The sequence below is a fragment of the Kitasatospora viridis genome (genome assembly GCF_007829815.1).
Taxonomy (GTDB): domain Bacteria; phylum Actinomycetota; class Actinomycetes; order Streptomycetales; family Streptomycetaceae; genus Kitasatospora; species Kitasatospora viridis.
In genome coordinates this window covers 5,339,510-5,365,511 of sequence record NZ_VIWT01000001.1, presented here as the reverse complement: position 1 = coordinate 5,365,511, position 26,002 = coordinate 5,339,510, and the positions used below count along the sequence as shown (strand labels likewise).

At 73.5% G+C, this 26,002-nt stretch carries 22 protein-coding genes; 6 read left to right on the top strand and 16 right to left on the bottom strand.

Annotation, left to right across the window (positions count from 1 at the left end):
• Positions 1–82: 82 nt before the first annotated feature.
• The 5 genes from FHX73_RS24045 to FHX73_RS24025 are packed head-to-tail and all read right to left on the bottom strand — an operon-like array spanning position 83 to position 5,735.
• The gene (locus FHX73_RS24045; protein ID WP_145906989.1) at positions 83–1,066 is read right to left on the bottom strand and encodes an ABC transporter ATP-binding protein; all 984 of its coding nucleotides are present in this window, start codon (positions 1,064–1,066) and stop codon (positions 83–85) included.
• Positions 1,063–2,037 (bottom strand): ABC transporter ATP-binding protein, encoded by a 975-nt coding sequence (locus FHX73_RS24040; protein ID WP_145906988.1) that lies wholly within the window; start codon positions 2,035–2,037, stop codon positions 1,063–1,065. The genes FHX73_RS24045 and FHX73_RS24040 overlap by 4 nt, the downstream gene beginning before the upstream one ends.
• Positions 2,034–3,023 (bottom strand): ABC transporter permease, encoded by a 990-nt coding sequence (locus FHX73_RS24035; RefSeq protein WP_145906987.1) that lies wholly within the window; start codon positions 3,021–3,023, stop codon positions 2,034–2,036. The genes FHX73_RS24040 and FHX73_RS24035 overlap by 4 nt, the downstream gene beginning before the upstream one ends.
• Positions 3,020–3,970 (bottom strand): ABC transporter permease, encoded by a 951-nt coding sequence (locus FHX73_RS24030; protein WP_246213684.1) that lies wholly within the window; start codon positions 3,968–3,970, stop codon positions 3,020–3,022. Before FHX73_RS24030 ends, FHX73_RS24035 begins: the two co-directional genes overlap by 4 nt.
• A 19-nt stretch (positions 3,971–3,989) precedes the next feature.
• Positions 3,990–5,735: an ABC transporter substrate-binding protein gene (locus FHX73_RS24025; RefSeq protein ID WP_145906986.1), complete on the bottom strand. Its 1,746-nt coding sequence runs from the start codon at positions 5,733–5,735 to the stop codon at positions 3,990–3,992.
• Between the two features lie 239 nt (positions 5,736–5,974).
• Here FHX73_RS24025 and FHX73_RS24020 point away from each other — a divergent pair, with 239 nt between their 5' ends.
• Together FHX73_RS24020 and FHX73_RS24015 are read left to right on the top strand one after the other, a co-directional pair.
• On the top strand, positions 5,975–7,435 hold the full coding sequence (locus tag FHX73_RS24020) for an aminopeptidase P family protein (protein ID WP_246213683.1): 1,461 nt from the start codon (positions 5,975–5,977) through the stop codon (positions 7,433–7,435).
• A gap of 103 nt (positions 7,436–7,538) precedes the next feature.
• Positions 7,539–8,027, top strand: a complete 489-nt coding sequence (locus tag FHX73_RS24015) for a glutathione peroxidase (RefSeq protein WP_145906985.1) — start codon at positions 7,539–7,541, stop codon at positions 8,025–8,027.
• A 39-nt stretch (positions 8,028–8,066) separates the two neighbouring features.
• On the opposite strand, the gene FHX73_RS24010 is transcribed toward FHX73_RS24015, so the two are convergent.
• The 4 genes from FHX73_RS24010 to FHX73_RS23995 form a co-directional block, all read right to left on the bottom strand.
• The gene (locus FHX73_RS24010; protein ID WP_145906984.1) at positions 8,067–8,339 is read right to left on the bottom strand and encodes a hypothetical protein; all 273 of its coding nucleotides are present in this window, start codon (positions 8,337–8,339) and stop codon (positions 8,067–8,069) included.
• 182 nt (positions 8,340–8,521) lie between these two features.
• Entirely contained in the window at positions 8,522–11,395 is a 2,874-nt protein-coding gene (locus FHX73_RS47290; RefSeq protein ID WP_281292696.1) for an ATP-binding protein, read from the bottom strand.
• Between the two features lie 294 nt (positions 11,396–11,689).
• Positions 11,690–12,724: a nitronate monooxygenase gene (locus FHX73_RS24000; RefSeq protein WP_145906983.1), complete on the bottom strand. Its 1,035-nt coding sequence runs from the start codon at positions 12,722–12,724 to the stop codon at positions 11,690–11,692.
• 195 nt (positions 12,725–12,919) lie between these two features.
• Complete coding sequence (locus tag FHX73_RS23995; protein WP_145906982.1) at positions 12,920–13,588, bottom strand: TetR/AcrR family transcriptional regulator; 669 nt, start codon at positions 13,586–13,588, stop codon at positions 12,920–12,922.
• Between the two features lie 133 nt (positions 13,589–13,721).
• Here FHX73_RS23995 and FHX73_RS23990 point away from each other — a divergent pair, with 133 nt between their 5' ends.
• Together FHX73_RS23990 and FHX73_RS23985 are read left to right on the top strand one after the other, a co-directional pair.
• Positions 13,722–14,828 carry a COG1361 family protein gene (locus tag FHX73_RS23990; RefSeq protein WP_145906981.1) on the top strand — a complete coding sequence of 369 codons (1,107 nt, stop codon included), beginning with the start codon at positions 13,722–13,724 and terminating at the stop codon, positions 14,826–14,828.
• Positions 14,829–15,109: 281 nt separating this feature from the next.
• On the top strand, positions 15,110–16,069 hold the full coding sequence (locus tag FHX73_RS23985; RefSeq protein ID WP_145906980.1) for a hypothetical protein: 960 nt from the start codon (positions 15,110–15,112) through the stop codon (positions 16,067–16,069).
• A gap of 184 nt (positions 16,070–16,253) precedes the next feature.
• On the opposite strand, the gene FHX73_RS23980 is transcribed toward FHX73_RS23985, so the two are convergent.
• Positions 16,254–16,898 carry a response regulator gene (locus tag FHX73_RS23980; RefSeq protein WP_145906979.1) on the bottom strand — a complete coding sequence of 215 codons (645 nt, stop codon included), beginning with the start codon at positions 16,896–16,898 and terminating at the stop codon, positions 16,254–16,256.
• Positions 16,895–18,379, bottom strand: coding sequence for a sensor histidine kinase (locus FHX73_RS23975; protein WP_246213682.1), 1,485 nt, complete (start codon positions 18,377–18,379; stop codon positions 16,895–16,897). The genes FHX73_RS23980 and FHX73_RS23975 overlap by 4 nt, the downstream gene beginning before the upstream one ends.
• A 183-nt stretch (positions 18,380–18,562) precedes the next feature.
• On the opposite strand from FHX73_RS23975, the gene FHX73_RS23970 reads away from it, so the two are divergent.
• Together FHX73_RS23970 and FHX73_RS23965 are read left to right on the top strand one after the other, a co-directional pair.
• Entirely contained in the window at positions 18,563–19,636 is a 1,074-nt protein-coding gene (locus FHX73_RS23970; RefSeq protein ID WP_145906977.1) for an ABC transporter permease, read from the top strand.
• A complete protein-coding gene (locus FHX73_RS23965) occupies positions 19,633–20,343 on the top strand; it encodes an ABC transporter ATP-binding protein (RefSeq protein WP_145906976.1) in 711 nt (236 codons plus the stop codon). The genes FHX73_RS23970 and FHX73_RS23965 overlap by 4 nt, the downstream gene beginning before the upstream one ends.
• Positions 20,344–20,519: 176 nt before the next feature.
• Here the strand turns inward: FHX73_RS23965 and FHX73_RS23960 are convergent, their stop codons facing one another.
• From FHX73_RS23960 to FHX73_RS23940, 5 genes are all read right to left on the bottom strand, one after another.
• Positions 20,520–21,218 carry a GntR family transcriptional regulator gene (locus tag FHX73_RS23960; RefSeq protein WP_145906975.1) on the bottom strand — a complete coding sequence of 233 codons (699 nt, stop codon included), beginning with the start codon at positions 21,216–21,218 and terminating at the stop codon, positions 20,520–20,522.
• 128 nt (positions 21,219–21,346) lie between these two features.
• Positions 21,347–22,351 carry an ornithine cyclodeaminase family protein gene (locus tag FHX73_RS23955; RefSeq protein WP_145906974.1) on the bottom strand — a complete coding sequence of 335 codons (1,005 nt, stop codon included), beginning with the start codon at positions 22,349–22,351 and terminating at the stop codon, positions 21,347–21,349.
• 41 nt (positions 22,352–22,392) lie between these two features.
• Complete coding sequence (locus FHX73_RS23950) at positions 22,393–23,355, bottom strand: proline racemase family protein (protein ID WP_170305015.1); 963 nt, start codon at positions 23,353–23,355, stop codon at positions 22,393–22,395.
• A gap of 179 nt (positions 23,356–23,534) precedes the next feature.
• The gene (locus tag FHX73_RS23945; protein ID WP_145906972.1) at positions 23,535–24,917 is read right to left on the bottom strand and encodes an aldehyde dehydrogenase family protein; all 1,383 of its coding nucleotides are present in this window, start codon (positions 24,915–24,917) and stop codon (positions 23,535–23,537) included.
• A complete protein-coding gene (locus tag FHX73_RS23940; RefSeq protein WP_145906971.1) occupies positions 24,914–25,918 on the bottom strand; it encodes a proline racemase family protein in 1,005 nt (334 codons plus the stop codon). The genes FHX73_RS23945 and FHX73_RS23940 overlap by 4 nt, the downstream gene beginning before the upstream one ends.
• Positions 25,919–26,002 lie beyond the last annotated feature (84 nt).

Below are 26,002 nucleotides of genomic sequence, written 5' to 3'. Positions count from 1 at the left end.
GGCCCGTCGTCCTCGTGTGGGGGGAAGTAGAAGGGGGCGCGGTACCCGGCCCGTGGGATGGCCGGGCCGGGTACCGCGTCGGTCAGCTCGCCGCGCTGTCCTCGTTCTCGGGGAAGTGGCAGGCGACCTGCCGCTCGCCCGGCCCGGAGGTCAGCTGCAGCAGGGGTACCTCGCTGCGGCAGATCTCCTGGGCCTTGGGGCACCGGGGGTGGAAGGTGCACCCGCTCGGCGGGTTCGCGGGGCTCGGCGGGTCACCGAGCAGCACGATCCGCTCCCTGGCCCGCTCCGCCGCCGGGTCGGGCAGCGGTACCGCGGAGAGCAGGGCCTTGGTGTAGGGGTGCGCCGGGTCGGCGTACACCTGGTCCTTCTCGCCGATCTCGACGATCCGGCCGAGGTACATCACGGCGACCCGGTGGCTGAGGTGCTTGACCACCGCCAGGTCGTGCGCGATGAAGACGTAGGCGACGCCCAGCTCGCGCTGCAGCCGCTCCAGCAGGCCGACGATCTGCGCCTGGATCGAGACGTCCAGCGCCGAGACCGGCTCGTCCGCCACCACCAGCGCGGGCCGGGTGGCCAGCGCCCGGGCGATGCCGATCCGCTGCGCCTGGCCGCCGGAGAACTGGTGCGGGTAGCGCTCCAGGTGCTCGGGGGCCAGGCCGACCAGCTGGATCAGCTCGCGGACCTCCTTGGCCTGCTGGGCCTTGGACACGCCCTGGGCCCGCAGCGGCGCGCTGATGATCTGCTGGACCGTCTGCCGGGGGTTCAGCGAGGCGAACGGGTCCTGGAAGATGATCTGCAGCTTGGCCCGCAGCGGGCGCAGCTCGCGCTGGCTCAGCCCGCTGATGTCCTGGCCCTCGAAGCGCACCTGACCCGCCGTCGGGTCGAGCAGCCGCACCAGCATCCGCCCGGTGGTCGACTTGCCGCAGCCGGACTCGCCGACCAGGCCGAGCGTCTCGCCGGCCCGGACCTCGAAGTCGAGCCCGTCCACCGCCTTGATCCCGGCGCCGCGCCGGCGGGCGGGGTAGGTCATGCCGAGGCCGCTGACCTGCATGAGGGGGGTCGTCATTCGGTCACCTCGGGGTGGCTGCAGGCGCTGCGGTGGGCCGGGGCCACCGTGATCAGCGGCGGGCGCTGGGCGGTGCAGGCCTCGTGCGGGGACTGCGCGTAGACGGCGCAGCGCGGGTGGAAGACGCAGCCGGCCGGCGGGGTGAGCAGCGAGGGCGGGCTGCCCGGGATGGCCCGCAGGGACTCGCCCTCGCCGTCCAGCCGGGGCAGCGAGTCCAGCAGGCCGCGGGTGTACGGGTGCCGGGGCGCCCCGAACAGGGTGTCCGCACCGGCCTGTTCGACGGCCGAGCCGCCGTACATCACCAGCACCTCGTCGGCCACCCGGGCGATCACCCCGAGGTCGTGGGTGATCATGATGACGCCGAGGCCGCGCTCGTCCTTGAGCTTGACCAGCAGGTCGAGCACCTGGGCCTGCACCGTGACGTCGAGCGCGGTGGTCGGCTCGTCGGCGATGATCAGCTCGGGCTCGCAGGCCAGGGCCAGCGCGATCATCGCGCGCTGGCGCATGCCGCCGGAGAACTGGTGCGGGTACTCCCCGGCCCGGCGGGCCGGCTCGGGGATGCCCACGTCGCCGAGCACCTCGACGGCCCGGGCCCAGGCCACCTTGCGGCTGGAGCCGTAGTGCTCCCGGTGCGCCTCGGCGATCTGGTCGCCGATGGTGAAGTACGGGTGCAGCGCGGTCAGCGCGTCCTGGAAGACCATCGCCATCCGGCGGCCGCGCAGCTTGCGCACGGTCTCCTGGGGGGCGCCGATCAGCTCGGTGCCGTCGAACTTCACCGAACCGGTCACCTTGGCGCCGCGGTGCAGGCCCATGACGGCCAGTGAGGTGACGGACTTTCCGGAGCCGGACTCGCCGACCAGGCCGAGCACCTGCCCCCGGTCGACCGAGAAGTCGACTCCCTTGACGGCCTTGACCAGGCCGTCGGGGGTCTTGAACTCGACTTCGAGGTTGTGGACTTCGAGCAGCGTCACGACAGCCTCGCTCGCGGGTCGATGAAGGCGTAGAGCACGTCCACGACCAGGTTGGACACGACGATGAAGAACGAGGCCAACAGCGTCACGCCCATCACCACGGGCTGGTCGGAGGTGCCCAGGGACTGGGCGAAGAGCTTGCCGACCCCGGGCAGGCCGAACAGCTGCTCGGTGATCACCGCGCCGGCCAGCAGGCCGCCGAGGTCCATGCCGAGCATGGTGACCACCGGGGTCAGCGCGGGCCGCAGCCCGTGCTTGCCGACCACCCGGCGCTCCCGCACGCCCTTGGCCCGGGCGGTGCGCACGAACGGCTCGTTCAGCGTCTCGATCACCGAACTGCGGGTCATCCGGGCGTACATGGCCGCGGTGGCCAGCGCCAGGGTGAGCCAGGGCAGCAGCATGTTCTGCGCCCACCCGCCCGGGTCGTCGGTGAAGTTGACGTACCGCGGGTACGGGATCCAGCCGAGCTGCGTGCAGAAGACGTAGAGCAGCACCATCGCGGTGAAGTAGACCGGCACGGCGGCGGCGCCGATGGTGCCGACCATCAGCAGCCGGTCGATCCAGCCGTTCTTCTTCAGCGCCGAGACCACGCCGGACAGCAGGCCCATGACCAGCCAGAGCACGGCGGAACCGATGGCCAGCGAGATGCTGACCGGCAGCCGACTGGTGATCATGGTCCAGACCGGCTGGCCGGTCTGGAAGGAGTAGCCGAAGCACGGGAACCCGCACTGCACGGCGTAGCTGCCGCTGCCCATCGTGCGGCCGGCGAAGATCGCCTTCACGTAGTTGGCGAACTGCTCGATCAGCGGCTGGTTGAGGCCCATCTGCTGGCGCACCTCGGCCACGTGGTCCGGGGTGCAGCTCTTGCCGCAGAACGCCAGCGCCGGGTCGCTCGGCAGCAGGTAGAAGATGCTGAAGGTGGCCGCGCAGATCACCAGCAGCGTGAACGCGATTCCGGCGAGCCGGCGGAGCAGGAAGGTGGTCATCCGTTACCGCCCTTCGGGTCGAGGACGTCGCGCAGTGCGTCGCCGAACAGGGTGAAGCCGAGCACCACCAGGAAGAGGCAGGTACAGGGCAGGACGAAGAACATCGGGTCGGACTTGTAGTACGTGTAGGAGTCCGAGATCATCTGGCCCCAGGACGGGGTCGGCGGCTGCACGCCCACGCCCAGGAAGGTCAGACCCGCCTCCGCACCGATCAGGCTCGGGATCGCCAGGGTGATGTAGACGATGATCGTGCTGCTGAGGTTGGGCAGGATCTCGGTCAGCACGATCCGGGCACTGGTGGTGCCGCTGGCCCGGGCCGCCTCCACGTACTCGCGGTGCTTCAGCGAGATCGTCTGACCCCGGATCACCCGCGCGATGTACGGCCAGGTGAACAGGCTCATCACGATGATCAGCAGCAGCACCCGGTTGATGTCCTTGGCCACCGAGAGCAGCGCCATCATGAAGATCAGGCTCGGGAAGGACATCATGATGTCCATGAACCGGCTGATCAGCATGTCGGTCTTGCCGCCGAAGTAGCCGGCCAGCACGCCGAGCGTGACGCCGACCACGGTGATCAGCACGGCGGCGCTGAACGCCACCAGCAGCGAGATCTGGGCCCCGTAGAGCAGCCGGGCGTAGATGTCGTGGCCGAGCCCCGGCTCGACGCCGAGCCAGTGGGCCCCGCTGATCCCGCCGAGGCTGCCGCGGGGCAGCCCGGCCAGGTAGGGGTCGACGGCCGACTGGTCGGTGTCGGTCGGCCCCCAGCCGGACAGGCCCGCCAGCACCGGGGCCAGCAGGGCCGCCAGCACGAAGAGGACGATGATGCCGAGGCCGAGCATGGCGATCGGCCGACGGCGCAGGTTGCGCCAGGCCGAGCGCCAGGGCGAGGCCGCGGCCTGCTCCTGACGCTCGGTCGGCTCCTGCAGGGCAGGAACGGTGGTGGTCACCTTTTCGCGGTCCCTCGGGCTACTTGGCGGACTTCAGGCCGATGGTGGCGTAGTCGATCTCGCCCTCCCAGATCGGGCTGCCGAACGCACCGGCGATGTTGGAGCCGACCAGCAGCGGCTTCTTCTGCCAGGACACCGGGATCTCGGGGGCCTCGTCCATGATCTTGGCGTCCAGCGCCAGCCAGGCCTGGTTGGCCGCGGTGGCGTCGGTCATGGCCGAGATCCGGTCGATCTCGGCGTCCACCGCCGGGTCCGAGAAGCGGCTGGTGTTGCCGCTGTTGCCGGTGTCCGTGATGATCCGGCTGTCGAACAGCATCGGCAGGAAGGTCGAACCGGCCGGCCAGTCCGGGCACCAGCCGTTCAGCGACATCCCGGTCTGCTTGTCCTTGTCGCCGATCGTCGCGGTCGCCACGCTGGCGTCCACGATGTTCAGGTTGACCGTGATGCCGACGTTCTTCAGCGCCGCCTGGATCGCCTCGGCCTGCGGCTTCTGGGCGTTGTCCGCGGTCAGGTCGGTGGAGAAGCCGTTGGGCGTGCCGGCGGCGGCCAGGTACTGCTTGGCCTTGGCCGGGTCGCCGGTGGGCGGGATCTTGAAGTGGTCCACCCCGGTGCCGCCGGTCAGCTCGGGCGGCAGGTAGGTGGTGGCGATGTCGGAGAGCGCCGGGCCGCCGACGGCGGTCTGGTAGGCCTGCTTGTCGAGGCCGTACTCGACCGCGAGGCGGGCGTTCTGGTTGTTGAACGGCGCCTTGGCGGTGTCCAGCGCCACCATCCCGGTGCAGTTCTCGCTCTCGCTGACCAGCCGGGCCTTGACGTCCGGGTTGGTGATCACGTCGGCGACCTTGGAGGCCGCCATGTCGGCGAACATGATCGCGCTCTGGTCGTCGCCCTGATCGGCGATCAGACGGTCGGCGATGCCCTCGGGGCTGCCGGTCTGGTCCATCACGATCTTGTCGGGGTAGGCCATGCGGACCGAGTCGGTGGACGGGTCCCAGTTCGTGTTGCGGACCAGGGTCAGCTGCTTGCCGCGGTCGTAGCTCTGGATCTTGTACGGGCCGGAGGAGAAGACGTGGGCACCGTAGGTGGTGCCGCCCTCGTGCGCCTTGGGCACCGGCGCGAAGGTCGGCAGCGTCACCGTGGAGCCGAAGTCGGCGACCGGGCGGACCAGGTGGAAGACGATGGTCTTCGCGTCCGGGGTCTCGATCGAGTCGTTGCCGAGGTCCCCGCCCTTCAGCGGGCCCTTGTAACCGGCCGGCGCGACCAGGTACTTGCGGGCGTAGTCCGGACCGCCGGACAGGTCGGGGTCGTAGGACCGCTCGACGTTGTACTTGATGTCCTGCGTGACGATCGGCGTGCCGTCCTCGTACTTGAGGCCGTCCTTCAGGTGGAAGGTCCAGGTCTTGTCGCCGTCGCTGGGCTCTCCAGTGTCGGTGGCCAGGTCGCCGACGACCTGCGAACCCGCCTGTCCGGGCGCGGCCTTGAAGGTGGTCAGCGTGCGGTAGAGCAGTCGGATGCCGAAGTCCATCTCCTGCTCGGTCCAGTTGCGGGCCGGGTCGAGCTGCGAGAGGTCCTGGTTCGACAGGATGTGCAGGGTGCCGCCCTTGACCGGGGTACCACCGACGATGCCGTCGCCCTGGGTGGTCAGCCCCGGCCCGCCGCTCGCCTGGCTGTTGTTGTCGTCGTGCTTGTTCTTGCCACACGCCCCGAGGCCGAGGGTGAGTGTCGCCGCGATCGCCGCCGCGAGGGCAGCGTGGGTACGCCTGGTCATGTGCAACTCCGCGATGGGGGGCCCAGATTGAGGCCGCGTGCTCGGGCGGGGCCAAGGGCTGGCCACCGTCGAGGTGTGACCCGTAACATAGTAATGTGAAATTGCACAGGCAAGAGGCAGTGGCTTCCGTTACCCATCCGTGTCCCGACGGATCCTCAACTTCTTCTTGCCGCAAGGACATCACCGCAGATCAGACCTCCCCCGCAGGACAAAAGCCGCACCCTAGAGGAGACGCCCCCGTGACCTCTCGCCCCACCGCTCTCAACACCGGCAGCCACGACCTGCCCGTCTCACCCGCGCTCGCCGCCTTCATGGCCGGCAACTGGGCCGCCACCCCGCTGCCCGCCGAGGCGCGCGTCGACGGCTACTCCGTGCTGCCCGCCCGGCGGGCCAAGCTCTCCGCCCACTACCCCGGCACCCGCCTGGTGGTGCCGGCCGGCCAGCTGCGGGTGCGCAGCAACGACAGCGACTACCACTTCCGCCCGCACAGCGCCTTCACCTGGCTCACCGGCCTGAGCGGCGAGGACCAGGCCGGCCACGTGCTGGTGCTGGAGCCCGGCGGCGCCGAGGGCCACGAGGCGGTGCTCCACCTGCGGCCCCGCTCGCCGCGCGACGGCTCCTCCGACGAGTTCTACCGGGACCGCCGGTACGGCGAGTTCTGGGTCGGCCGCCGCCCCGACCTGGCCGAGGCCGCCCAGCTCACCGGAGTGCGCACCGCCCACCTGGACGACCTGGAGAAGCTGCTCACCGGCCCCGCACCGGCCGGCGGCACCCTGCTGCTGACCGGCGTGGACCCGCTGGTCGACGCCCGGCTCCCCGACCTCGACCCGCGCCTGGGCGACGGCCTCGCCCAGACGCTCAGCGAGCTGCGCCTGATCAAGGACGCCTGGGAGGTCGAGCAGCTCCAACTCGCCGTCGACCACACCACCCTGGGCTTCCAGGACGTGGTCCGGGCACTGCCCGCCGCGCTGCGCCACCACCGCGGCGAGCGCTGGCTGGAGGGGATCTTCAACCTGCGCGCCCGGGCCGAGGGCAACGGCATCGGCTACGAGACCATCGTCGCCTCCGGCGCGCACGCCAACACCCTGCACTGGGTCCGCAACGACGGCGCGCTCGACCCGACGAAGCTGCTGCTGCTCGACGCCGGCGTGGAGACCGACACCCTCTACACCGCCGACATCACCCGCACCCTGCCGCTCGGCGGCACCTTCTCCCCCGTCCAGCGCCAGGTCTACGAGCTGGTGCTGGCCGCCCAGGACGCCGGCATCGCCGCGCTGCGGCCCGGCGCCGCGTTCCGCGAGTTCCACCTGGCCGCAATGCGGGTGTTCGCCGAGGGCCTGCACGACTGGGGCGTGCTGAAGATCTCCCCGGAGGAGGCGGTGCGCGAGGACAGCGGCCTCTACCGCCGCTACACCCTGTGCAGCAGCGGCCACATGCTCGGTCTGGACGTGCACGACTGCGCCAAGGCCCGCAGCGAGGCCTACCTCGACGGGGTGCTGGAGGCCGGCCAGGTGCTCACCGTCGAGCCGGGCCTCTACCTGCAGCCGGACGACGAGACGCTGCCGCCCGAGCTGCGCGGCATCGGCGTGCGGATCGAGGACGACCTGGTGATCACCGAGGACGGCGCCCGCCTGATGTCCTCCGCACTGCCGCGCACCCCGGACGCGATCGAGGCCTGGATGGGCGAGCTACTCGGCTGACACCGCGGCGGTTGATGCCGGTTCAAGGGGGCTTGACGGTCGGGGGCTAGGGTGGCGGCGTGGTGCCGTGGGGGTACCGCGCCGCCTCCGGAGGGACCCACCGATGAGCCTGTACGACATCCCGCTGCACACCCTGACCGGGCAGCCGGCCTCGCTCAAGGACTACCAGGGCAAGGCCGTCCTGGTCGTCAACGTCGCCTCCAAGTGCGGCCTGACCCCGCAGTACGCCGGCCTGGAGCGGCTGCAGGAGCGCTACGCGGAGCGCGGCTTCACCGTGCTCGGCGTGCCCTGCAACCAGTTCGCCGGCCAGGAGCCCGGCACGGCCGAGGAGATCCAGACCTTCTGCTCCACCAGCTACGGCGTCACCTTCCCGCTGCTGGAGAAGATCGAGGTCAACGGCGAGCAGCGGCACCCGCTCTACACCGAGCTCACCGCCTTCCCCGACGCCGAGGGCGCGGCCGGCGACGTGCAGTGGAACTTCGAGAAGTTCCTGGTCTCCGCCGAGGGCGCCGTGGTCGGCCGGTTCCGCCCGCGCACCGAGCCGGAGGACGCGGCCGTCACCGCCGCCATCGAGGCACAGCTGCCGGCCTGAGCGCGGCTGACGCCCCATCGGGTGCTGCCGGGCGGCTGTTCAGGCGTGCGGCAGCACCCGGCTCAGCCGGGCGAGCCGCGCCAGGCCCGGAGCGCGGCCGACCGCGCGGCGGCGGGCCGGCTGGACGGCGCGACGGCCGTGCGGGAACAGCAGGTCGGTCAGTTCGACGTCCAGGTGCAGGTCGAGGTCGAGGGCGACGAAGTGCTCGCGCGCGTACTGGCGGAACCGCTCCCGCCGGCCGCACGCGTCGGGCAGCCCCGGGGCGCCGGCCTCGACCGGCTCGCCGACACCGGGCAGCACGCGAGTTCCCATCGGCATGACCATCGGCATGACCTCCGCAGGCGGTACGACTGGTTTCCGCACCAGGAGACTCGACACCCCGTTAGGTGAACAATGGGTGCCGCTACCCATAGGGAGTACCTGAATCCTGGGTAACGCACCGGTCGGCGGGTGACCCGCCGGTCAGGGCACTCCTCCGGCGGCCTCCCGGGCCGTCAGGTCGCACCGCTCCCCGGGTCCTGGGCGGTCAGCGCGTCGCGCAGCTCCCGGCGCGGCACACCGAGCTTGCGCAGCACGTTCGCGACATGGTGCTCCACCGTGCGCGGGGAGAGGAAGAGCGCCTGGGCGATCTCCTGGTTGCCCGCGCCCTGCGCCAACAGCTCGGCCACCTGGCGCTCGCGCGGCGACAGCCCCTGGCCGTAGCCGCGCCGCCCGGGCGAGGCCGGCCGGCCCAGTCCGAGGTCGCGCCGCAGGTGCTGGCAGCGCGCCGCGTCCGAGGCCGCACCCAGCCGCTGGTACACCTCCTCCGCCGCGCCCAGCGCCTCCTGGGCCCCGACCGGGTCCGGCTCGGCCAGCGCGCGGGCCAGCCGCTCGGCCACCCGGGCCGACTCGTACGGCCGCCCGATCCGCTGCCAGCGGTCGCGGGCCAGCGCGAAGGCCGCCGCCGCGGCCCGCCGGTCGGCGGCGTCCAGCAGCAGACCGCGGGCGTGCTCCAGCGCGGCCAGCGCCGCCGGTGCGTCCACCTCCGCCAGGCCGGCCTGCGCCTCCTGGAGCAGCGCCTCCGCGCCCGCCCGGTCGTCCACCGCGAGCAGGCACTCCACCGCCACCGGCAACAGCTCGGCCGACCGGGCCCAGGCGCCGGCCGCCCGAAGGTTGGCCAGCACCGGCCGCAGCACGGCCGCCGCCGGCTCCGCCTCGCCGGCCGCCAGCCGGAGCGCGGCCAGTCCGGCCGCCCCGCGCAGCGCCGTGGTCACCTGCGACTCGCGCTCGCCGAACGCCATCGCGTCCGCGAACTCACGCTGGGCCAGCGCCAACCGCCCCCGCGCGGCGGCCAGCCGGGCGGTCAGCAGGGCCCGCTCCACGCCGGCCATGGCCAGTTCCTGGTACTCGGCGCCGAGCGCGGCGAAACGTTCCTCCAGGCCGTCCCAGTGCCCCGCCAGGCCGTCCAGCCGGAGCAGCACGATCCGGCTGTAGCACTCCAGGTAGGGGATGGCCGCGAGCCGGGCCAGCCGGCTGCTGTCCCGCAGCAGCCGGCCCGCCGACCGGTCGTGGCCCAGATCCACCGCGATGTCGCCCACGTTGTACAGCGCCCGGGTGGTCTGCCGCACCACCTCCGGGTCCTCGGCCGACTGCGGCAGCCGGTCCAGCTGCGCCCAGACCCCCGGGTCGCCCTGCCGGGCCAGGAAGGTCAGCCGGCTGGCCCGGACCGCCGCGGCCACCGCCTCGTCCGGCGCCCCGGCCAGCGCCCGCTCGGCCGCCTCCAGCAGCTCCCAGGCCCGCCGCTCGCCGCCCTCTCGCTCGTTCATCGCCAGCGCGACCATCGCCCGGGCGGCCCGGGCCGGACGCTCCGTCAGCTCGCCCACAGCCTGCTCGATCTGGCAGAAGCCGGCCCGGTCGCCGCCCTGGATCGCCATCAGCAGACCCAGCGTCAGCCGGATCTCGCCCCGGTCGGCCACCGAGAGCTGCGGATCCGCGATGATCCCGGCGAGCAGCTGGGCGCTGGCCCCCGCGTCCACCCCGTCCGCCGCGATCCGGGACAGCGCCAGCGCCACCCGGCCGCGCCGGCCCGCGTCCAGCCCCGGCTCGGCGAGCAGGCTGCGCAGCAGCGTGCCCGCACTGCCGCTGTCGCCCAGCGCCGCCGCCTGGGTGGCCGCCGCCTCGGCCGCCTCCTGCCAGGCCCGCCGGTCGCCGAGCGCCAGCGTGTGGTGCGCGATCCGCACCAGCGGGCGCGGGGACCGCCCCTCCAGCGCCTCGATCGCCCGGCGGTGCAGGGCGGCCCGGGCCGGCCCCGGGATCCGCCGGTACGCCACCTGCTGGGCCAGCACGTGGCGGAAGGCGTAGTGCGCGCCCGGCTGCTCGTGCAGCGCGGCGACCCGCAGCGCCTCGGTCAGGCCCTCGGCGGTCTGCTCCGGCGACAGGCCGGCCACCGCGGCCAGCAGCACCTCGTCGGCCGGCACGCCCAGCACCGCGCTGGCCGCCACCACCCGGTCGGCCACCGGGCCGAGCCCCGCCAACCGCTCGGTGACGGCGTCGGCCAGGCCGCGCGGCACCTCGGACTGCTCCAGGTCGGCCGCCAGCTCGGCGCCGTCGGCCAGCGCCGCCGGGTCGCCCTGCTCGCAGAGCGTGATCAGGTCCTCCTCCGCCACCAGCGGCAGGCCCTGGCTGCGCCGGAACAGCACCCGGCCGAGCGCCGGGGTGGCCTGCGGGCCGAGCGCGGCCCGGGCCAGCTCGTGCACCTCCGGCTCGGCCAGCGGGGCGAGCCGGATCAGCGCCCCGCCCACCCCCGGCGGGCGCCGGTAGGCGGCACCCAGCACCGGCGTGTCGGGGGGCAGGTCCTCGGCCCGGTAGGTGAGCACCAGGGCCAGGCCGGCGGGCAGGTCGCGGGCCAGCAGCAGGAGCAGCTCCCGGGTCGCGTCGTCCACCCAGTGCAGGTCCTCGATCACCAGCACCATCCGGCCCAGCGCGCCGAGCAGCGCCCGCACCGCGTGGACCAGCCGGTGCCGGCCGGCGGTCGGGTCGTCCGGGCCGGGGGGCGCCGGGGGCAGCCGGTCGGCGAGGTCCGGCAGCAGCGGTGCCAGCGCGCCGGCGCTCGGCGGGATTCGCTCCACCGGCGGCAGCATTGGGCCCACTCCGCGCAGCGCGTCCATCACCGGGCCGAACGGCAGCGGGTCGCGCAGCGGGTGGCAGAACCCGGTCAGCACCTGGCCCTCGGCGCCCGCCGCCAGCGCCTCGGCGACCAGCCGGGACTTGCCGATCCCCGCCTCGCCCTCGACCAGCACCACGGCCGGCGGGCGGCGCACGGCCGCGAGCAGCCGGTCGAGCTCGCGCTGCCTGCCGACAAAACCGAACCCCGCGCCCACCCCGGTCACGGCCGCCCCGCCGATCGGTCGGACCTGCCCCGGTCGGGCGCCGGAGTGGCTGTCAGCTGAGGTTCTGGTGCGGCCATACGCCAATGATGACGGCGACCACCGACCGGGCCGCCTTCGGGTGCCTGTTTGGTGAAGAGGGTTGGGCTGTTCAGGTTTGTTGAACTTTGATCAGAGTTGAGCCCTGGTGGTCGGAAGTGGGATTGCGGCTCGACCGGTCAGCGGCGGGCTGACCAGGTGCGGCCGGTCAGTGGCGGGCTGAGCAGGTGCGACCGGTCAGACCTGGGACCAGAGCTTTCAGACCTGGGACCACAGCTTGGCGGTCAGCTCCGCCGCCGAGCCCGGCCGGGCGGTGCGGAAAGCGGTACCGGCCCACAGGTGCATCGACTGCGCCTCGCCGGCCTTGGCGGCCGCCGCCCGCAGTGGGGCGGTCAGGTGGTGCACCTCGGGGTAGGCCGCCGGGGCCTGGCCGGCGTGGCGGTCGATGAACGCGTTGCGCAGGCCGCGCGCCGGGCGGCCGGTGAACGCCCGGGTCACGGCGGTCTCGGTGAACTCACCGGAGACCAGCGCGGCGCGGTGGCCGGCCGAGGTGCCGGCCTCCTCCGTCAGCAGGTAGGCGGTGCCGAGCTGGACGGCGGTGGCGCCGGCCGCCAGCGCGGCCGCGATCCGGGCGCCGTCGCCGATGCCGCCCGCCGCGACCAGTGGGAGGTCGGCGGCCGCCCGGACGGCGCGGACGGTGCCGAGCAGGTCGAGCAGCGGCTCGGTGCCCGGCTCGACGGCGGCACTGTGGGTCCCGCGGTGGCCGCCGGCCTCCGGACCCTGGACGCACAGCGCGTCCATGCCCAACTCCGCGGCCGCCCGCGCCTCGTCCGCGTTGGTGACCGTGGCCACCTGCGCGGTCCCGACCGCGCGCAACGCGGCGGCCTCCTCGGGCCGCGGCAGGCCGAAGGTGTACGAGACCACCGGGACCGGGTCGGCCAGCAGGGCGGCGATCTTGGCCGCCCAGTCCTCGTCGTCCGCCGGGATCGACTCGGGGAGCCGGGCACCGAGCGCCTCGGCCTCGGGGCGCAGCAGCTCCTGGTAGCCGGGAACGGCGGCGACGGCGGCCGGGTCGCTCGGCGACGGGACGAAGAGGTTGAGACCGAACGGACGGTCCGTCAGCTGCCTCGTCCGGGCGATCTGCTCGGTCATCGCGGCGGCCGTGCGGTACCCCGCGGCCAGGTAGCCGAAGCCGCCGGCCGCGTTCACGGCCGCGACCAGCTCCGGAGTGGAGGCGCCGCCCGCCATGGGGGCGGCGATGATGGGGAGCGCGAGATCCTGGAGTGAGAACACCCGCCCACTCTACGGACCGTCAGGGGACGTGCGGGAAGCGGTTCGAGGGTGGCTGCGCGGGGCGGAGCGGTAGCGCGGCGTGCGGGGTGCGGGGGGGCGGCGCGCGGGGGTGCAGGGCGCGGCGGGGGGGAACACTCGCGCGGGCGGCGTGGTGCGCGCGGGGCCGGCGCGCACGGATCGCGTCGCGGGCCGGCGTCAGAGCAGGCGGGCGCCGCTGCGGATCAGGGCGAGCCGGTCGGCGGGGCAGCCGTTGCCGGCGACCAGGCGGACCGCAGCGTCGGCGACCGCCTCGGGGACCGCCGCCGCGTCCTGCTCCGCGCACTCGCGGGCCACGGCCGCGGTGCCTTCGACCAGGCCCAGCACCAGCTCGGCGCGCAGTCGGAGGTCGGCCTCGGTGAGCGGTTCCAGCGGAGCGATCAACTCGCGGTAGACGACGGCCTTGCGGCAACGGGTCTCGCGGAAGGCGGCGAACCGCTCGCCACGCACCTCGGGCAGCTGGTGCAGGGCGACCAGGTTGGACAGACCGCTGACCAGCAGTTCGGTGTCGAAGCGCACCAGCGCCCAGAGCCGGGCACCCGGCACCGGGTCGGGGGTGTCGAGCAGGCGCTGGGCGTAGGCCAGCGACGGGGCGACGATGCCCTCCAACAGGGTCGCGAGGATGTCGTCCTTGCTCGCGAAGTGGTGGTACAGCGTGGACTGCCGGATTCCCGCCCGCTCGGCGACCGCCCGGGTCGTGGTGGCCGGATAACCGTCGCGACTGAACAGCTCGGCGGCGGCGGCCAGTACCTCGGCGCGGGCACTGCGCGGCGCGACGGGCGGCGCAACGGGCGGCGCGACGGGCGGCGATAGGTCGTGTGAGGGCATTGGGAGATCCTCCCACACCGGGGGTGGACATCAGGCGGAGTAACTGCGCAGAGCGATCCGCCCTGACCCTGCGTAGTTTCACAACGGGACCACGACGTCCCCTCCCCCACACCTCCCCCACGGAGTACCTCCCATGCGGATCCCCACGCTGCTCGCGGCTGCGGCCTTGCTGCCGCTGCCGTTCACCCAGGTCGCACAGGCGGCCGACACCAGCAGCTCCACACCGGCCACCGCCACGGCCACGACCGCGTCCACGACCACGTCCACGACCGCCCAGGCCGGTGGCCCTCAGGCCGGCAGCACCCAACCCGGCAGTGCCCAGAGCAATGCCACCCAGAGCGGTGCCGCGCAGAACGGCTCGCACAACCTCGGCCGACGCCCCGGGCTGCCGTCCACCGTCGGCGTCGCGCCGCACATGCTGGTCGGCCCCGCCGTGCGGTCGGCCGCCGGGGCGGAGCACCGCTCCGGCTACAGCAAGGACCTGAGCATCTCGGTCAGCCCGCCCTCCTTCCCGACCGCCCCCGGCGCCGTCGGCACGATCCTCGTGACCATCTGCAACAACGGCACCGAGACGCCGAGTTCGGCGACGCTGGTGGTGAACGGTCCGGCCAACCCTGGGCTGACCCTGACCAGCAACCACACCGGGGTGAGCGGCGGCTGGAACTGGACCCGCTTCCAGGTCGCCCAGAACCTCGCGCCGAGCCAGTGCGAGTCCGAGCAGATCTACGGCAGCACGATCACCGGGGCGCCCGGCCCGCGGAGCAACCCGGGCGGCACCGCCGTGGTCACCTGGGACCCGTCCCAGAACCCGAACGACAACTCCACCACCTGGAGCTTCGACACCTCGGGACCGGTCACCAACGCCGTGCTGGAGCTCTGGCGGCCGCCGAAGTCGGCCGGCCCCGGCAACCCGGCCGACTTCGAGGTGATCGAGCGCAACCTCGGCCCCTCCTCCGACTTCACGGGCCACGGCCAGGTGGTCGCCAAGCTGCCGCCGGGCTCGAAGTGGCTGAGCAGCGCGCCGACCTACCGGCCATGCACCATCTCGCCGGACGGCACCACCGCGACCTGCCCCGACCCGGAGGGCACCACCTGGGCCAACTTCAACCGCGGCTTCGCCCTCCAGGTGGACCCGGCGGCCACTCCCGGCAGCAGCATCCCGGTGACCCTCACCCGCGAGGCGCCGGACAACCCCAACCCGCACCAGTTCACCCTGACCGTGCTGATCCCGGTCTGCTGATCCCAGCCAACTGACGTTCAACTGAGTTCACTGCGCGGACACTTCCTCGGCTGACGCATCGTCAATCGACCCCCGCCGCCCGCACCAGATCCTTCTGGTGCGGGCGGCTTTGTCGGGACAAACTACCGTCATCTGATGTCATCTCAGTAAAACCTTTTGTTTTGTCATGTTCGAGGTATGGACGCCTCCTGGATCGAGCTGGTTGGGTAACCGCTGCACGACGCGCTTCGCCAGCGCGCGCACTCCCGCACCCCCGATCCCTCAACCGGGAGGACTCCCCCATGCCCATCCGCCCGTTCGTCTCCTCGCGCCGCGCCCTCGGCCTGCTCGGTGCGGCCGCGCTGGCCACGGCCGGCTTCGCCGGCGCCGGCGCGTCCCCGGCCTCCGCGTCACCCGAGGCGGCCCACTTCGGGGTCAAGCCGCTGCACTCCACCAGCCAGGGCGTGCAGGCCCAGACCACCAGGGCGACCAGCACCAGCACCCTGAGCGTCGGCTCCAGCGGCAGCCAGGGCGTGGTCTCCCCGACCCCGAAGGTCTACCTGGTCTTCTGGGGGTCGCAGTGGAAGAACGACCCCGCGGGCGTGGCCCCCGACATGCAGAACATGTTCAAGGGCCTGTACGGCAGCCAGGACACCTGGGGCACCATCCTCGACCAGTACTGCGAAGGCGTCGCCAAGGGCACCGTGACCTGTGGCACCAAGGGCACCCACGTCCAGCACCCGACCAGCACCCCGCTGGTCGGCACCTGGTTCGACAACTCCGCTGCCGCGCCGACCAACGCCACCGCGGCCCAGGTCGCCGCCGAGGCGGTGAAGGCGGCCGGGCACTTCGGCAACAAGACCCAGGCCCCGAACCTCAACGCGCAGTACGTGGTCCTCTCCGCCACCGGCACCCACCCGGACGGCTTCCCGAACAGCGGCTTCTGCGCCTGGCACGACAAGACCAGCTCGTCCTACGGCAACCTGGCCTACACCAACCTCCCCTACGTTCCCGACACCGGGATCGACGGCTGCACCACCCTCACCGACGGCCGCGCGCTCTCCGGCATCGAGTCCACCGAGACCCACGAGTACGCGGAGACGGTGACCGACTTCTGGCCGAGCATCGGCTGGAACGGCGGCAACGGCGAGATCGGTGACGCCTGCGTGAACCTGGACTCCTTCGTCAAGCTCTCCACCGGCAGCTTCGACCTCCAGGGCCTCTGGTCGAACGCGGCCAACAACTGCGTGACCAAGGGCTGACGCTGACGCTCCTGGTTCACCCGCTGCCCCGGTGATCCGGTCATCCGCATCACCGGGCCCGCTGCTCCGGGGCCGCTCCTCGCGTATCGACCACGCGACCGAGGAGCGGCCCCGGCCAGTTTCCGGGCCGGTTCGCCGGCCCCCGCTCCCGCTCCCACTCCCGCCGCGCCGCGCCGACGCCCCGTCAGGCCGGCCGGATCAGTCCGCTCGCCAGCCCGGCCGCGATGGCAGCGGTCCGGCTGTCGACTTTGAGCTTCTCGTAGATGTGCACCAGGTGCGTCTTGACCGTGGCCTCGCTGATGAAGAGCCGCTTGGAGATCTGACGGTTCGGCAGCCCTTCCGCGACCAACTGGAGGATCTCCGCCTCACGCGGCGAGAGGCTCGGGCGGCCCGCCCTGACCCGGCCGAGCAGACGGGCCGCGACCGGCGGCGCCAGGACCGTCTCGCCACGGGCAGCGGACTGCACCGCGGCGACCAGGTCCTCCGGCGGGGCGTCCTTCAGCAGGTAACCCGTGGCACCGGCCTCCACAGCGGTGAGGATGTCGGCGTCGGTGCTGTAGGTGGTCAGGATCAGCACCGCCGGCGGGTCCGGCAGCGCGGTGATCCGCCGGGTGGCCTCGACGCCGTGCATTCCACCGGTCATCTGGAGGTCCATCAGCACCACGTCGGGCCCGGGTTCGCCGGCCTGGGCCAACTCCTCCAGCAGTCGCAGTGCCTCGGCACCATCGGCCGCCTCGCCGACTGCGGACAGCTCGGGTACGTCGTCCACCAGGGCCCGCAGGCCCCGGCGGACCACCGGGTGGTCGTCCACCAACAGGACTTTGATCACCGGCGGCTCCCCTCATGGTTGGGGTGGGTCGGGGGACGGGAGGCGGCTGGAGCCGCGACCGGTCTGTGCCTGCCGTCGGCGGGATCAAGCGTCGGCTCCGTCACCGGGTCGGCAGCGCCATGGGCGCGAAGGTCGTCACCTCGGTCAGCCGCAGAGTCGATGGCGTTACCGGCACCGAGGTCGGCGCCTCCGTCATCGCCGTCACCGGCATCGTCTGAGTCGGGTTCGACCAGCTGGCCGGCACCGGGCCGTTCGAGGTCCAGCACGCGCAGCGGAAGCGCGACAGCGACGGCCGTGCCCTCGCCCGGCGCCGACTCCACGGCCAACCGGCCACCGAGCGCGGCGATCCGCTCCCGCATGCCGTGCAGGCCGAACCCGTTCCGCTCCCCCGGGCGCTGCCCGGAGGGCGAGAAGCCCACACCGTCGTCGAAGACGTCCAGGGTGACCTCGTCGTCCAGGTACCCCAGGGTGACCGCGATCCGGCCGGCCGCGGCGTGCTGCACCGCGTTGGAGAGCGCCTCCTGGGTCAGCCGGAGCAAGGCCACCTCGGCCTCCACCGGGAGCGCGTAGGGCTCGCCCTCCAGCCGGAACTCGGCGCCCCGCCGGTCGGAGAGCCGGCGCAGCGCCTCGGTGAGGGTGGACCCGTCCAGGGCGGGCGGCGTCAGCTCCTGGACGAAGCGGCGGGCCTCGGCCAGGTTTTCCGCAGCCGTCACCGCAACCTCCCGGATCCGGTCGGCGGCGACGGCCGGATCGGCGAGCAGCGCGGACTCGGCCGTGCGGGCCAGCAGCAGGATGCTGGAGAGCCCCTGCGCCAGGGTGTCGTGGATCTCGGCGGCCAACCTCTGCCGCTCGGCCAGCCGGCCGGCCTCGCGCTGGGTCGCGGCCAGCTCGTTGCGCGCCTGGGTGACCTCCTCCACCATTCGCATGGCGACGTCCACCGCCCGGGAGCGGGCCCGGCTCTCGCGGTAGAGCGCCGCGTAGCCGGCTGCGGTGAGCACCGCCACCGCCAGGCCGGCCAGCGGGCCGAGCACCTTGGCCATGGTCAGCCCGCCCTCGGTCTGGGCCTGGCTGGCCACCACGATCCCGGTCACCCCGAGCGTCCCCGGCACCGCCCAGCGCAGCGGCAACAGGTGGAGCAGGACGAAGTAGAGCGGGAAGGCGAGGTAGCCGAACTCCGGGTGGAGCACCGTGAGTCCGGTCCAGAGCAGCAGCACCACCGCGAGCCAGGCGCAGGCCCAGCGGCGGTCGGAGCGGAGCCGCTCGTCCATGCCGCCGAGGGCGTAGGTCGAGCCGAGCGCGATCGAGGCGATCAAGCTCGTCTCGCCCAGCCCGCCGGTCACGAGCCCGCGCACCACGAGGACCGCCAGCAGGGTGAAGAACAGCCCGTGCAGGGCGATGCTCATCATCCGCAGGGCGGGCGTGCTCGCAGAATGACCGGTGGACACCGGGTCGGCGAGGGCGGGGCGGTCGTAGCGGCTCACGGGTCCGAGATTACGGCGTGACCTGCGCGAATCCACCCCGCACGGCATCAATCGTTCGATGTATTCGCAGCTCCATCAAGCGATGGGCAAGGAAGCAGACCTTCTCGCCGATACCCCGGCGGGCGGCCGAAGGACAGAGTGGACGACGTCCCGAACCGACCGTTCCGACCCGAGAAGGTGGCCATGTTCGTCGCCCTGCGTGACATCCGTTTCGCGAGGGGCCGCTTCGCCCTGATGGGCGCGGTGGTGACCCTGATCACGACCCTGGTGGTCTTCCTCTACGGCCTGACCGGCGGCCTCGCTTCGGCCGCCTCCTCGACCGTCGCCCGGCTGCCCGCCGACCGGATCGTCTTCGGTGCCCCGCCGGGCGCCGCTCCCTCCGTCTCGTTCAGCTCCAGCAGCGTCTCGCCCGAGCAGCAGGCGGGCTGGGCATCGGCGCCAGGAGTGCGGTCGGCGAACGGCATCGGCCTGGCGATGACCAGGCTGACCGGCACCGGCTCGGCCTTCGCGGTGAGCGTGCTCGGCGCGCCGGCCGCGCTGCTCCCTCCGCTCTCCTCCGGCGCCGCTCCCGCCGACGGGCAGGTCGCCGTCGGCGCCGAGACCGCCGCGAAGAATCACCTGACGGTGGGTCAGCAGGTGCGGATAGCGGCGCGCTCCCTCACCGTCTCCGGGATCACCGCCGACCGCTCCTACGCGCACGCGCCGACGGTGTGGACCACCCTGCCCACGTGGCAGGCGGTGAGCGGGCAGACCCAACCGACCGCACTGGCCGTCTCGCTGGCGGCCGGGGCCTCGCCCGGCGCAGTCGACCAGGCGCAGAACACCAAGGCCGTTCCACTGGACGACGCGCTGACCGGCATCGACGGCTTCGCCGCCGAGCAGGGCAGCCTGCAGATGATCCAGGGGTTCCTGTTCGCGGTCAGCGCCCTGGTGGTGGGGGCCTTCTTCACCGTCTGGACGGTCCAGCGCAAGCCCGACATCGCCGTGCTGAAGGCGATCGGCGCCGGCAGCGGCTACCTGGTGCGGGACGCCCTGGCCCAGGCCGCCGCAGTCCTGCTGGGCGGTGCGCTGCTCGGCGGGGCCGTCGGAGCTGCCGGCGGGGTGCTGGCCACCGCCTCGGTGCCGTTCGACCTCAGTGCGGCCAGCGTGGCCGTGCCGGTCGGCGTGATGGTGCTGCTGGGCCTGCTCGGCGCCGCGCTGGCCGTGCGCCGCATCACCGCCGTCGACCCGATCACCGCCCTGGGGGCCTCCCGATGACCACCGCCCTGACCGACCGCGCCTCCCTCCACACCCGCAGCGGCCTCGCCCTGCACGGCGTGACGCTCACCTACCCCGACGGCGAGCAGCGCCTGACCGCGCTGGACGACGTCTCGCTCCAGGTCGCCCCCGGCGAGTTCGTCGCGGTGGCCGGCCCCTCCGGCTCCGGCAAGTCCAGCCTGCTCGCGGTGGCCGCCACCCTGCTCACCCCCGACCGGGGGCAGGTGCTGATAGACGGCCAGGACGCCGGAGCGCTCAGCTCCGCCGCCCGCACCGCGCTGCGCCGGGAGCGGCTGGGGATCGTCTTCCAGCAGTCCAACCTGCTGGCCTCGCTGACCGCCGTCGAACAGCTGCTGGTCCTGGCCCACCTGCGCGGGGAGCGCCCCTCAGCCGCCCGGGTCCGGGCCGAGCAGCTCCTCGCCTCGGTCGGCCTGACCGGTCCCAAGCAGCAGCGCCGCCCGCACCAGCTCTCCGGCGGCGAGCGCCAGCGGGTGAACATCGCCCGCGCGCTCTTCGGCAGCCCCTCGGTCCTCCTGGTGGACGAGCCCACCTCCGCGCTGGACCACGAGCGCGGCCGCCAGATCGTCGAGCTGCTCGCCGAGGTCACCCGGGAGCACCGCACCGCGACGGTGATGGTCACCCACGACCGCGAGCTGCTGGACCGGACCGACCGGGTCCTGGAGATGCAGGACGGGAGGTTGGAATGACGGCAGTCCGGGCGCCAGCGAGCAGCCGCATCGCCCTTCTCCGACCCGAACACGGCCAACGAGGGCGCCCCGTAGGGCTGTTCCACCGCTGCGGCCGGCCCGGACGTCCGGCGCGCTTCACCCCGTCCGCCGACCAGCCCCCGGGGCCGTTGCCGCCGGGGCCGTTGCCTCCGGGCTCAGCGCCGGCCCAGCCGCAGCCCCGGCTTCTCGGTCTCCCGGTCGGCCCAGAGCGAGCGGACGTGGCCGAGGTGCCGGGCCATGCAGGCCTCGGAGGCCTCGGCGTCACCGGTGAGCAGCAGGTCGAGTAGCTCCAAGTGCTCCTCGGCGGAGGAGACCAGTTCGCCGCGCTGGTCGAGGCGGGTCAGACCGTAGAGCCGGGAGCGCTTGCGCAGGTCGCCGACCACCTCGACCAGTCGGGAGTTGCCGACCAGGCCGAGCAACGAGAGGTGGAACTGGCGGTCGGCCTCCAGGTAGGCGATCAGGTCGTGCTTGCGGGCGGCGACGACGATCTCCTGAGCCACCGGCCGCAGTGCCTCCAGCTGCTCCTTGGTCGCGGTGCGGGCCACCTGGCCGATCGTCGGCACCTCGATCAGGGCACGGATCTCCGTGAACTCGTCCAGGTCGCGCTCGGTCATCTCGGTGACCCGGAAGCCCTTGTTGCGCACGGCCTCGACCAGGCCCTCGCGGGCCAGGTCGAGCATCGCCTCACGGACCGGCGTGGCCGAGACTCCGAAGTCGGCGGCCAACGCGGGCGCGGAGTAGACCACGCCCGGGCGCAGCTCTCCGGAGATCAGCGCAGCCCGCAGCGCGTGGGCGACCTGGTCACGCAGGCGCTCCTGGACGGAGATGAGGGGGCGGGGCTTTGACTCGGTCACTGCGGTCCTCCGGATGGTGCGGAGCACCAGCGTACAATGTCACGTTTCGTCGGGCGCTCACGGTCGGTCCATCATGCCGCTTGACGGGCCATCAGGGAACGTCGGGGGCCGGAACCGACCGATCGAGCTCACCCAGCGGACCGCCGGTGCACCGCGGCCGCCACCGCCAGATCCTGCCAGGCCATCCCCACGCTCTTGAAGAACCGGGGCCGGTCGGTCGGCACCGGAGCCCGGCCGGCGACCAGTTCGCCCAGGTTCGTCCACTCCTTCGCGGCGGCCTCCCGGGTCCTCGGGTCGGCAGCGTCCTGCTCCGGCAGTGCCAGCAGCAGATCGCCGGCCTCCCGCAACGCGACCGCCCGGGCCTCCACGTAACAGGCGGCCCGCCGCACCAGCGTGGTGTCCACCTCGCGGCCGACCGGGGAGTGCGAGCCGACGGCGGCCACGGCCGCGTGGTCCGGCACCAGGGCTCCGTCGAAGAGCGGCTCGGTCGCGGTGGTGCAGCAGACCACCAGGTCCGCCTCGGCCACCGCTTCCGGTGCGCCGGCCGCCGCGGCAAGCCCCAGCCCCCGGGCGTACTCGACCAGTTCGCCGACCGGCCCGGGCCGCCGCCCGACCACGGTGACCCGCTCCAGCGGCCGGACAGCGCGCAGCGCGTCCAAGTGCCCGTAGGCCTGCGGGCCGGTCCCGAAGAGCACCAGGTGGGCCGCATCCGCCCCAGCCAGCCGGTCCAGGGCCACCGCGGTCACCGCCGGCGTGCGCAGCGAGGTGAGCGCGATGCCGTCCATCAGCGCGAGCGGCATCAGGGTGGGCCCGTCCAGCAGGAGGTAGCTGCCGGTGATCCGGGGCAGTCCGGCGGCCGGGTTCGCGGGAGCCACCCCGGCGATCTTCACGCCGGCGTACTCGGGCGTGGCCGCGGGCATCAGCAGCAGCTCGCCCGCCGGCACCGGCACGTTGAGCCGGGCCGGGCAGTCCTCCGGGTCCAGCCCGGCCTGCAGCACCCCAACGAGCGCCTCGAACGCCTCGCCGGCCGTCAGGTCCACTGCCAGCACCGGCAGCGCGCCGCCCGCCGGCGCACCACCCGACGCACCACCCGTCACGCCACCACCCGTGCCCACACCACTCACCTCACCCATGCCACCCTCACCACTCACGTCACCCACACCACTCACGTCACTCACAACAGGAACCCCGTCCCCAACTCGTCGTGCTCGCCCAGCACGAACCGGTGCTCCCCGGTGCGGTGGGCGGTGCCGGTGACCTCGGTCAACCAGGCACCGTCCCGCTCGCCGAGCACCCGCCCGGTGAACACCGACCCGATCACCGACTCGTGCCGCAGCTCCTGGTCCACCGTCAGCCGCCCCTCCTCGGCCAGCAGCGCGAGCCTGGCCGAGGTGCCCGACCCGCAGGGCGAGCGGTCGATCTGGCCGTCCGCGAAGACGGTGACGTTGCGCTGGGCCGGCCCGGTCGGAGTGTCCGGCAGCTCCTGATGGAAGATCACGCCGTAGAGGTCGTGGTCCGCCAGCAGCTCGCCGCGCAGCTCCCGACCGAGCGCGGTCAGCTCGGGCAGAGTCTTCAGCGACACCTCGGGCACCCGGACCGAGGCGTAGACCGCCCCGGAGTCGGCCAGGTCGGCCAGCACCGGCCCGACCCGGCGGCCGCGCTCCAGCACCCGGGTGGGCACGTTGCGGAACGCCACCGAGGTGGTCCGCCCGGCTGCGCGGTTGACCACGGCGGTCACCCGCCCGGACGGCACGTCGATCCGCACGAGCGCCCGGCCGTCCGCCGGCGCGGCGACCAGTCCGCTGTCCACCGCCCAGGCGCCGAGCGCGATGGTGCCGTGCCCGCAGGCGGTGGAGTAGCCGTCCTTGTGGAAGAACAGCACACCGAGCTGGGCCTCGCTGTCGTCCGGCGGCACCAGGAACCCGCCGTACATCCCGGCGTGCCCGCGCGGCTCCCGGGTGAGCAGTTGGCGCACCGTGTCCAGCTCGCTGGGTCGCGGCCCGGTCGGGCTGCCGCCCGCACCGATCGCGATCGCCCGGCGCTCGGCCACGGTGTCCCCCGCCACCGTCGGCAGGCCCGCGGTGACGATCCGGAAGGGCTCACCAGCGGTGTGGTAGTCCACGGTCTCGACGGCCAACTCCCCGCCGCCCGACCCCGTCCCCGCCGTCCCCCGCGCACCCTTAGCACCCCGCGCCGCGCGCGCTCCCCGCGCCCCGGCCCCGCCCGCCGCACCGGCCCCGCCCCCCACACCGAGGCGCGCCGCCGCGTCCGCACCCCCGCTCACAGCCCCCCACCCCACCACCGCGTCCCCACTCATCACAGCGTCCCCGCCGGCAGCAGCGAGACGGTGCGGCTGGAGGTGTAGAAGTCCAGCGCCGCCTGCCCCTGCTCGCGCGGCCCGTAGGAGGCCGCACCCGAGCCGCCGAACGGCAGGTGGAAGTCGACCCCGCTGGACGGCGCGTTGATCCGCACCATGCCGGCGGCCAGCCGGTCGGCCGCGGCCATCGCCACGTCCAGCTCGGTGGTGTGCACCGAGGCAGACAGGGTGTGCCGGGTCGAGTTGGCCAGCGCCACCGCCTCGTCCAGGTCGGCGGCCGGCAGCAGCACCGCCAGCGGCCCGAAGAACTCCTCGCCGAGCAGCGGGTGGCCCTGCGGCACCGACTCCAGCAGGGTCGGCTCGATGAACCAACCCGCCCGGTCCGGCACCTGACCGCCCGTCACCGCGACCGCCCCGTCCGCCAGCGCGGAGGAGACCGCCCCGGCCAGCCGGTCCCGGGCCGCCTCGTTGATCACCGGCCCGCCCTCGACCGCCGGCAGCGCCTTGGCGAGCGCCTCCCGCAGCGGCTGGTAGGCGTCACCGACGGCGATCACCCGGCTGGTCGCGGTGCACTTCTGCCCGGCGTACCCGGCGATGGCGTAGGCCAGGTGGGCCGCCGCCTGCTCGATGTCCGCGCCGGGCAGCACGATCGCCGCGTTGACCCCGCCCATCTCCGCCTGCACCGGCACCCCGCGCTCGGCGCACCCGCGCACCACCGCGGAGCCGACGGCGGTGGAGCCGGTGAACGAGACGATGTCGGCGGCGCCGACCAGCGCCCCGCCCTCCTCGGCCCCGCCGGGCACCACGGTCAGCACGTCGGCCGGCAGGTCCATCAGCTCGGCGAGCCGCAGCCCGAGCGCAGTGGCCTCCGGCGCGGGCTTGAGCACCGCGGTGTTGCCGACCGCCAGTGCCGGTGCCAGCTTCCACACCGGGATGGCCAGCGGGAAGTTCCACGGGGTGACCAGCCCGGCCACCCCGTAGGGCCGGCGCCGGGTGAAGAGCAGGCCGGCCCCGGCCGCGGTCTCGTGCACCGCGCCACCGGCGGCGAACGGCGCCTGCGCGTAGTACCGCAGGATCGCGGCGGCCCGGGCGACCTCGCCGCGCGCCTCGGAGAGCGGCTTGCCGACCTCGCGCAGCATCAGCTCGGCGAGTTCCTCGGCCTGCCCGGCGATCGCGTCGGCGGCCTTGCCGAGCGCGGCCGAGCGGGCGGCGGCGCCGGACGCCAGCCAGCCCGGCTGGGCGGCCCGGGCACGGGCCACCGCGGCGGTGACCCCCTCGGCACCGGCGGCGGGGACCTCGACCACCAGGTCGGTCGGGTCGGCGGGGTTGTACGAGGTGACGCGGTGGGACGAAGCAGCGCGGTGGGACGAGGTGGCGCTCACAGCAGGAATCCTCCGGGGAAGGGGTCGCTCGGGTCGAGGAAGTACTGCGCGGTGCCGGTCACCCAGGCGCGCCCGGTCACGGTGGGGACCACCGCGGGCCGCCCGGCCACCTCGGTCTCCTCGACCAGCCGGCCGACGAAGGTGGTGCCGATGAACGAGTCGTTGCGGAAGTCCCGGTCCAGCGGCAGCTCGCCGCGGGCGTGCAGCTGCGCCATCCGGGCCGAGGTGCCGGTGCCGCAGGGCGAGCGGTCGAACCAGCCGGGGTGGATGGCCATGGCGTGCCGGGAGTGTTCGGCGGTGGAGCCGGGGGCGGCCAGGTAGACGTGGTGCACGCTGTGGAAGGACGGTTCCTCGGGGTGCACCGGCCGCTGCTCGGAGGTGTTGATCGCCTCCATCAGGGCCAGCCCGGCCTGCAGGATCTCCTGCTTGCGCGCGCGCTCGAACGGCAGTCCGAGCTCGGCGAGCGGCAGGATCGCGTAGAAGTTGCCGCCGAAGGCCAGGTCGTAGCCGACCGTGCCGTAGCCGGGCACCTCGATCTTGCGGTCCAGCGCGACCGAGAAGGAGGCCACGTTGCGGATGGTGACCGCGGTGGCGGCCCCGTTCTCCACCCGCACCTCGGCGACCACCAGCCCGGCGGGGGTGTCCAGCCGGACCGTGGTCACCGGCTCCACCACCTCGACCATGCCGGTCTCCACCAGCACGGTGGCGACGCCGATGGTGCCGTGCCCGCACATCGGCAGCAGGCCGGACACCTCGATGAACAGCACGCCGTAGTCCGCGTCCGGACGGGTCGGCGGCTGCAGGATCGCGCCGCTCATCGAGGCGTGGCCGCGCGGCTCGTACATCAGCAGGGTGCGGTAGTGGTCCAGGTTCTGCTGGAAGTGGATCCGCCGCTCGGCCATGGTGGCGCCGGGGATCACCCCGAACCCGCCGGTGATCACCCGGGTGGGCATGCCCTCGGTGTGCGAGTCGACGGCGTGGAAGACGTGGCGGGTGCGCATGCTGACCCTTCGTCGGAGGAAGGCCCGTCGCCGACGTCGGTGGCGGCGACGGGCCGCTGCCCGGCGCCGGCCCCCGGGCCGGCG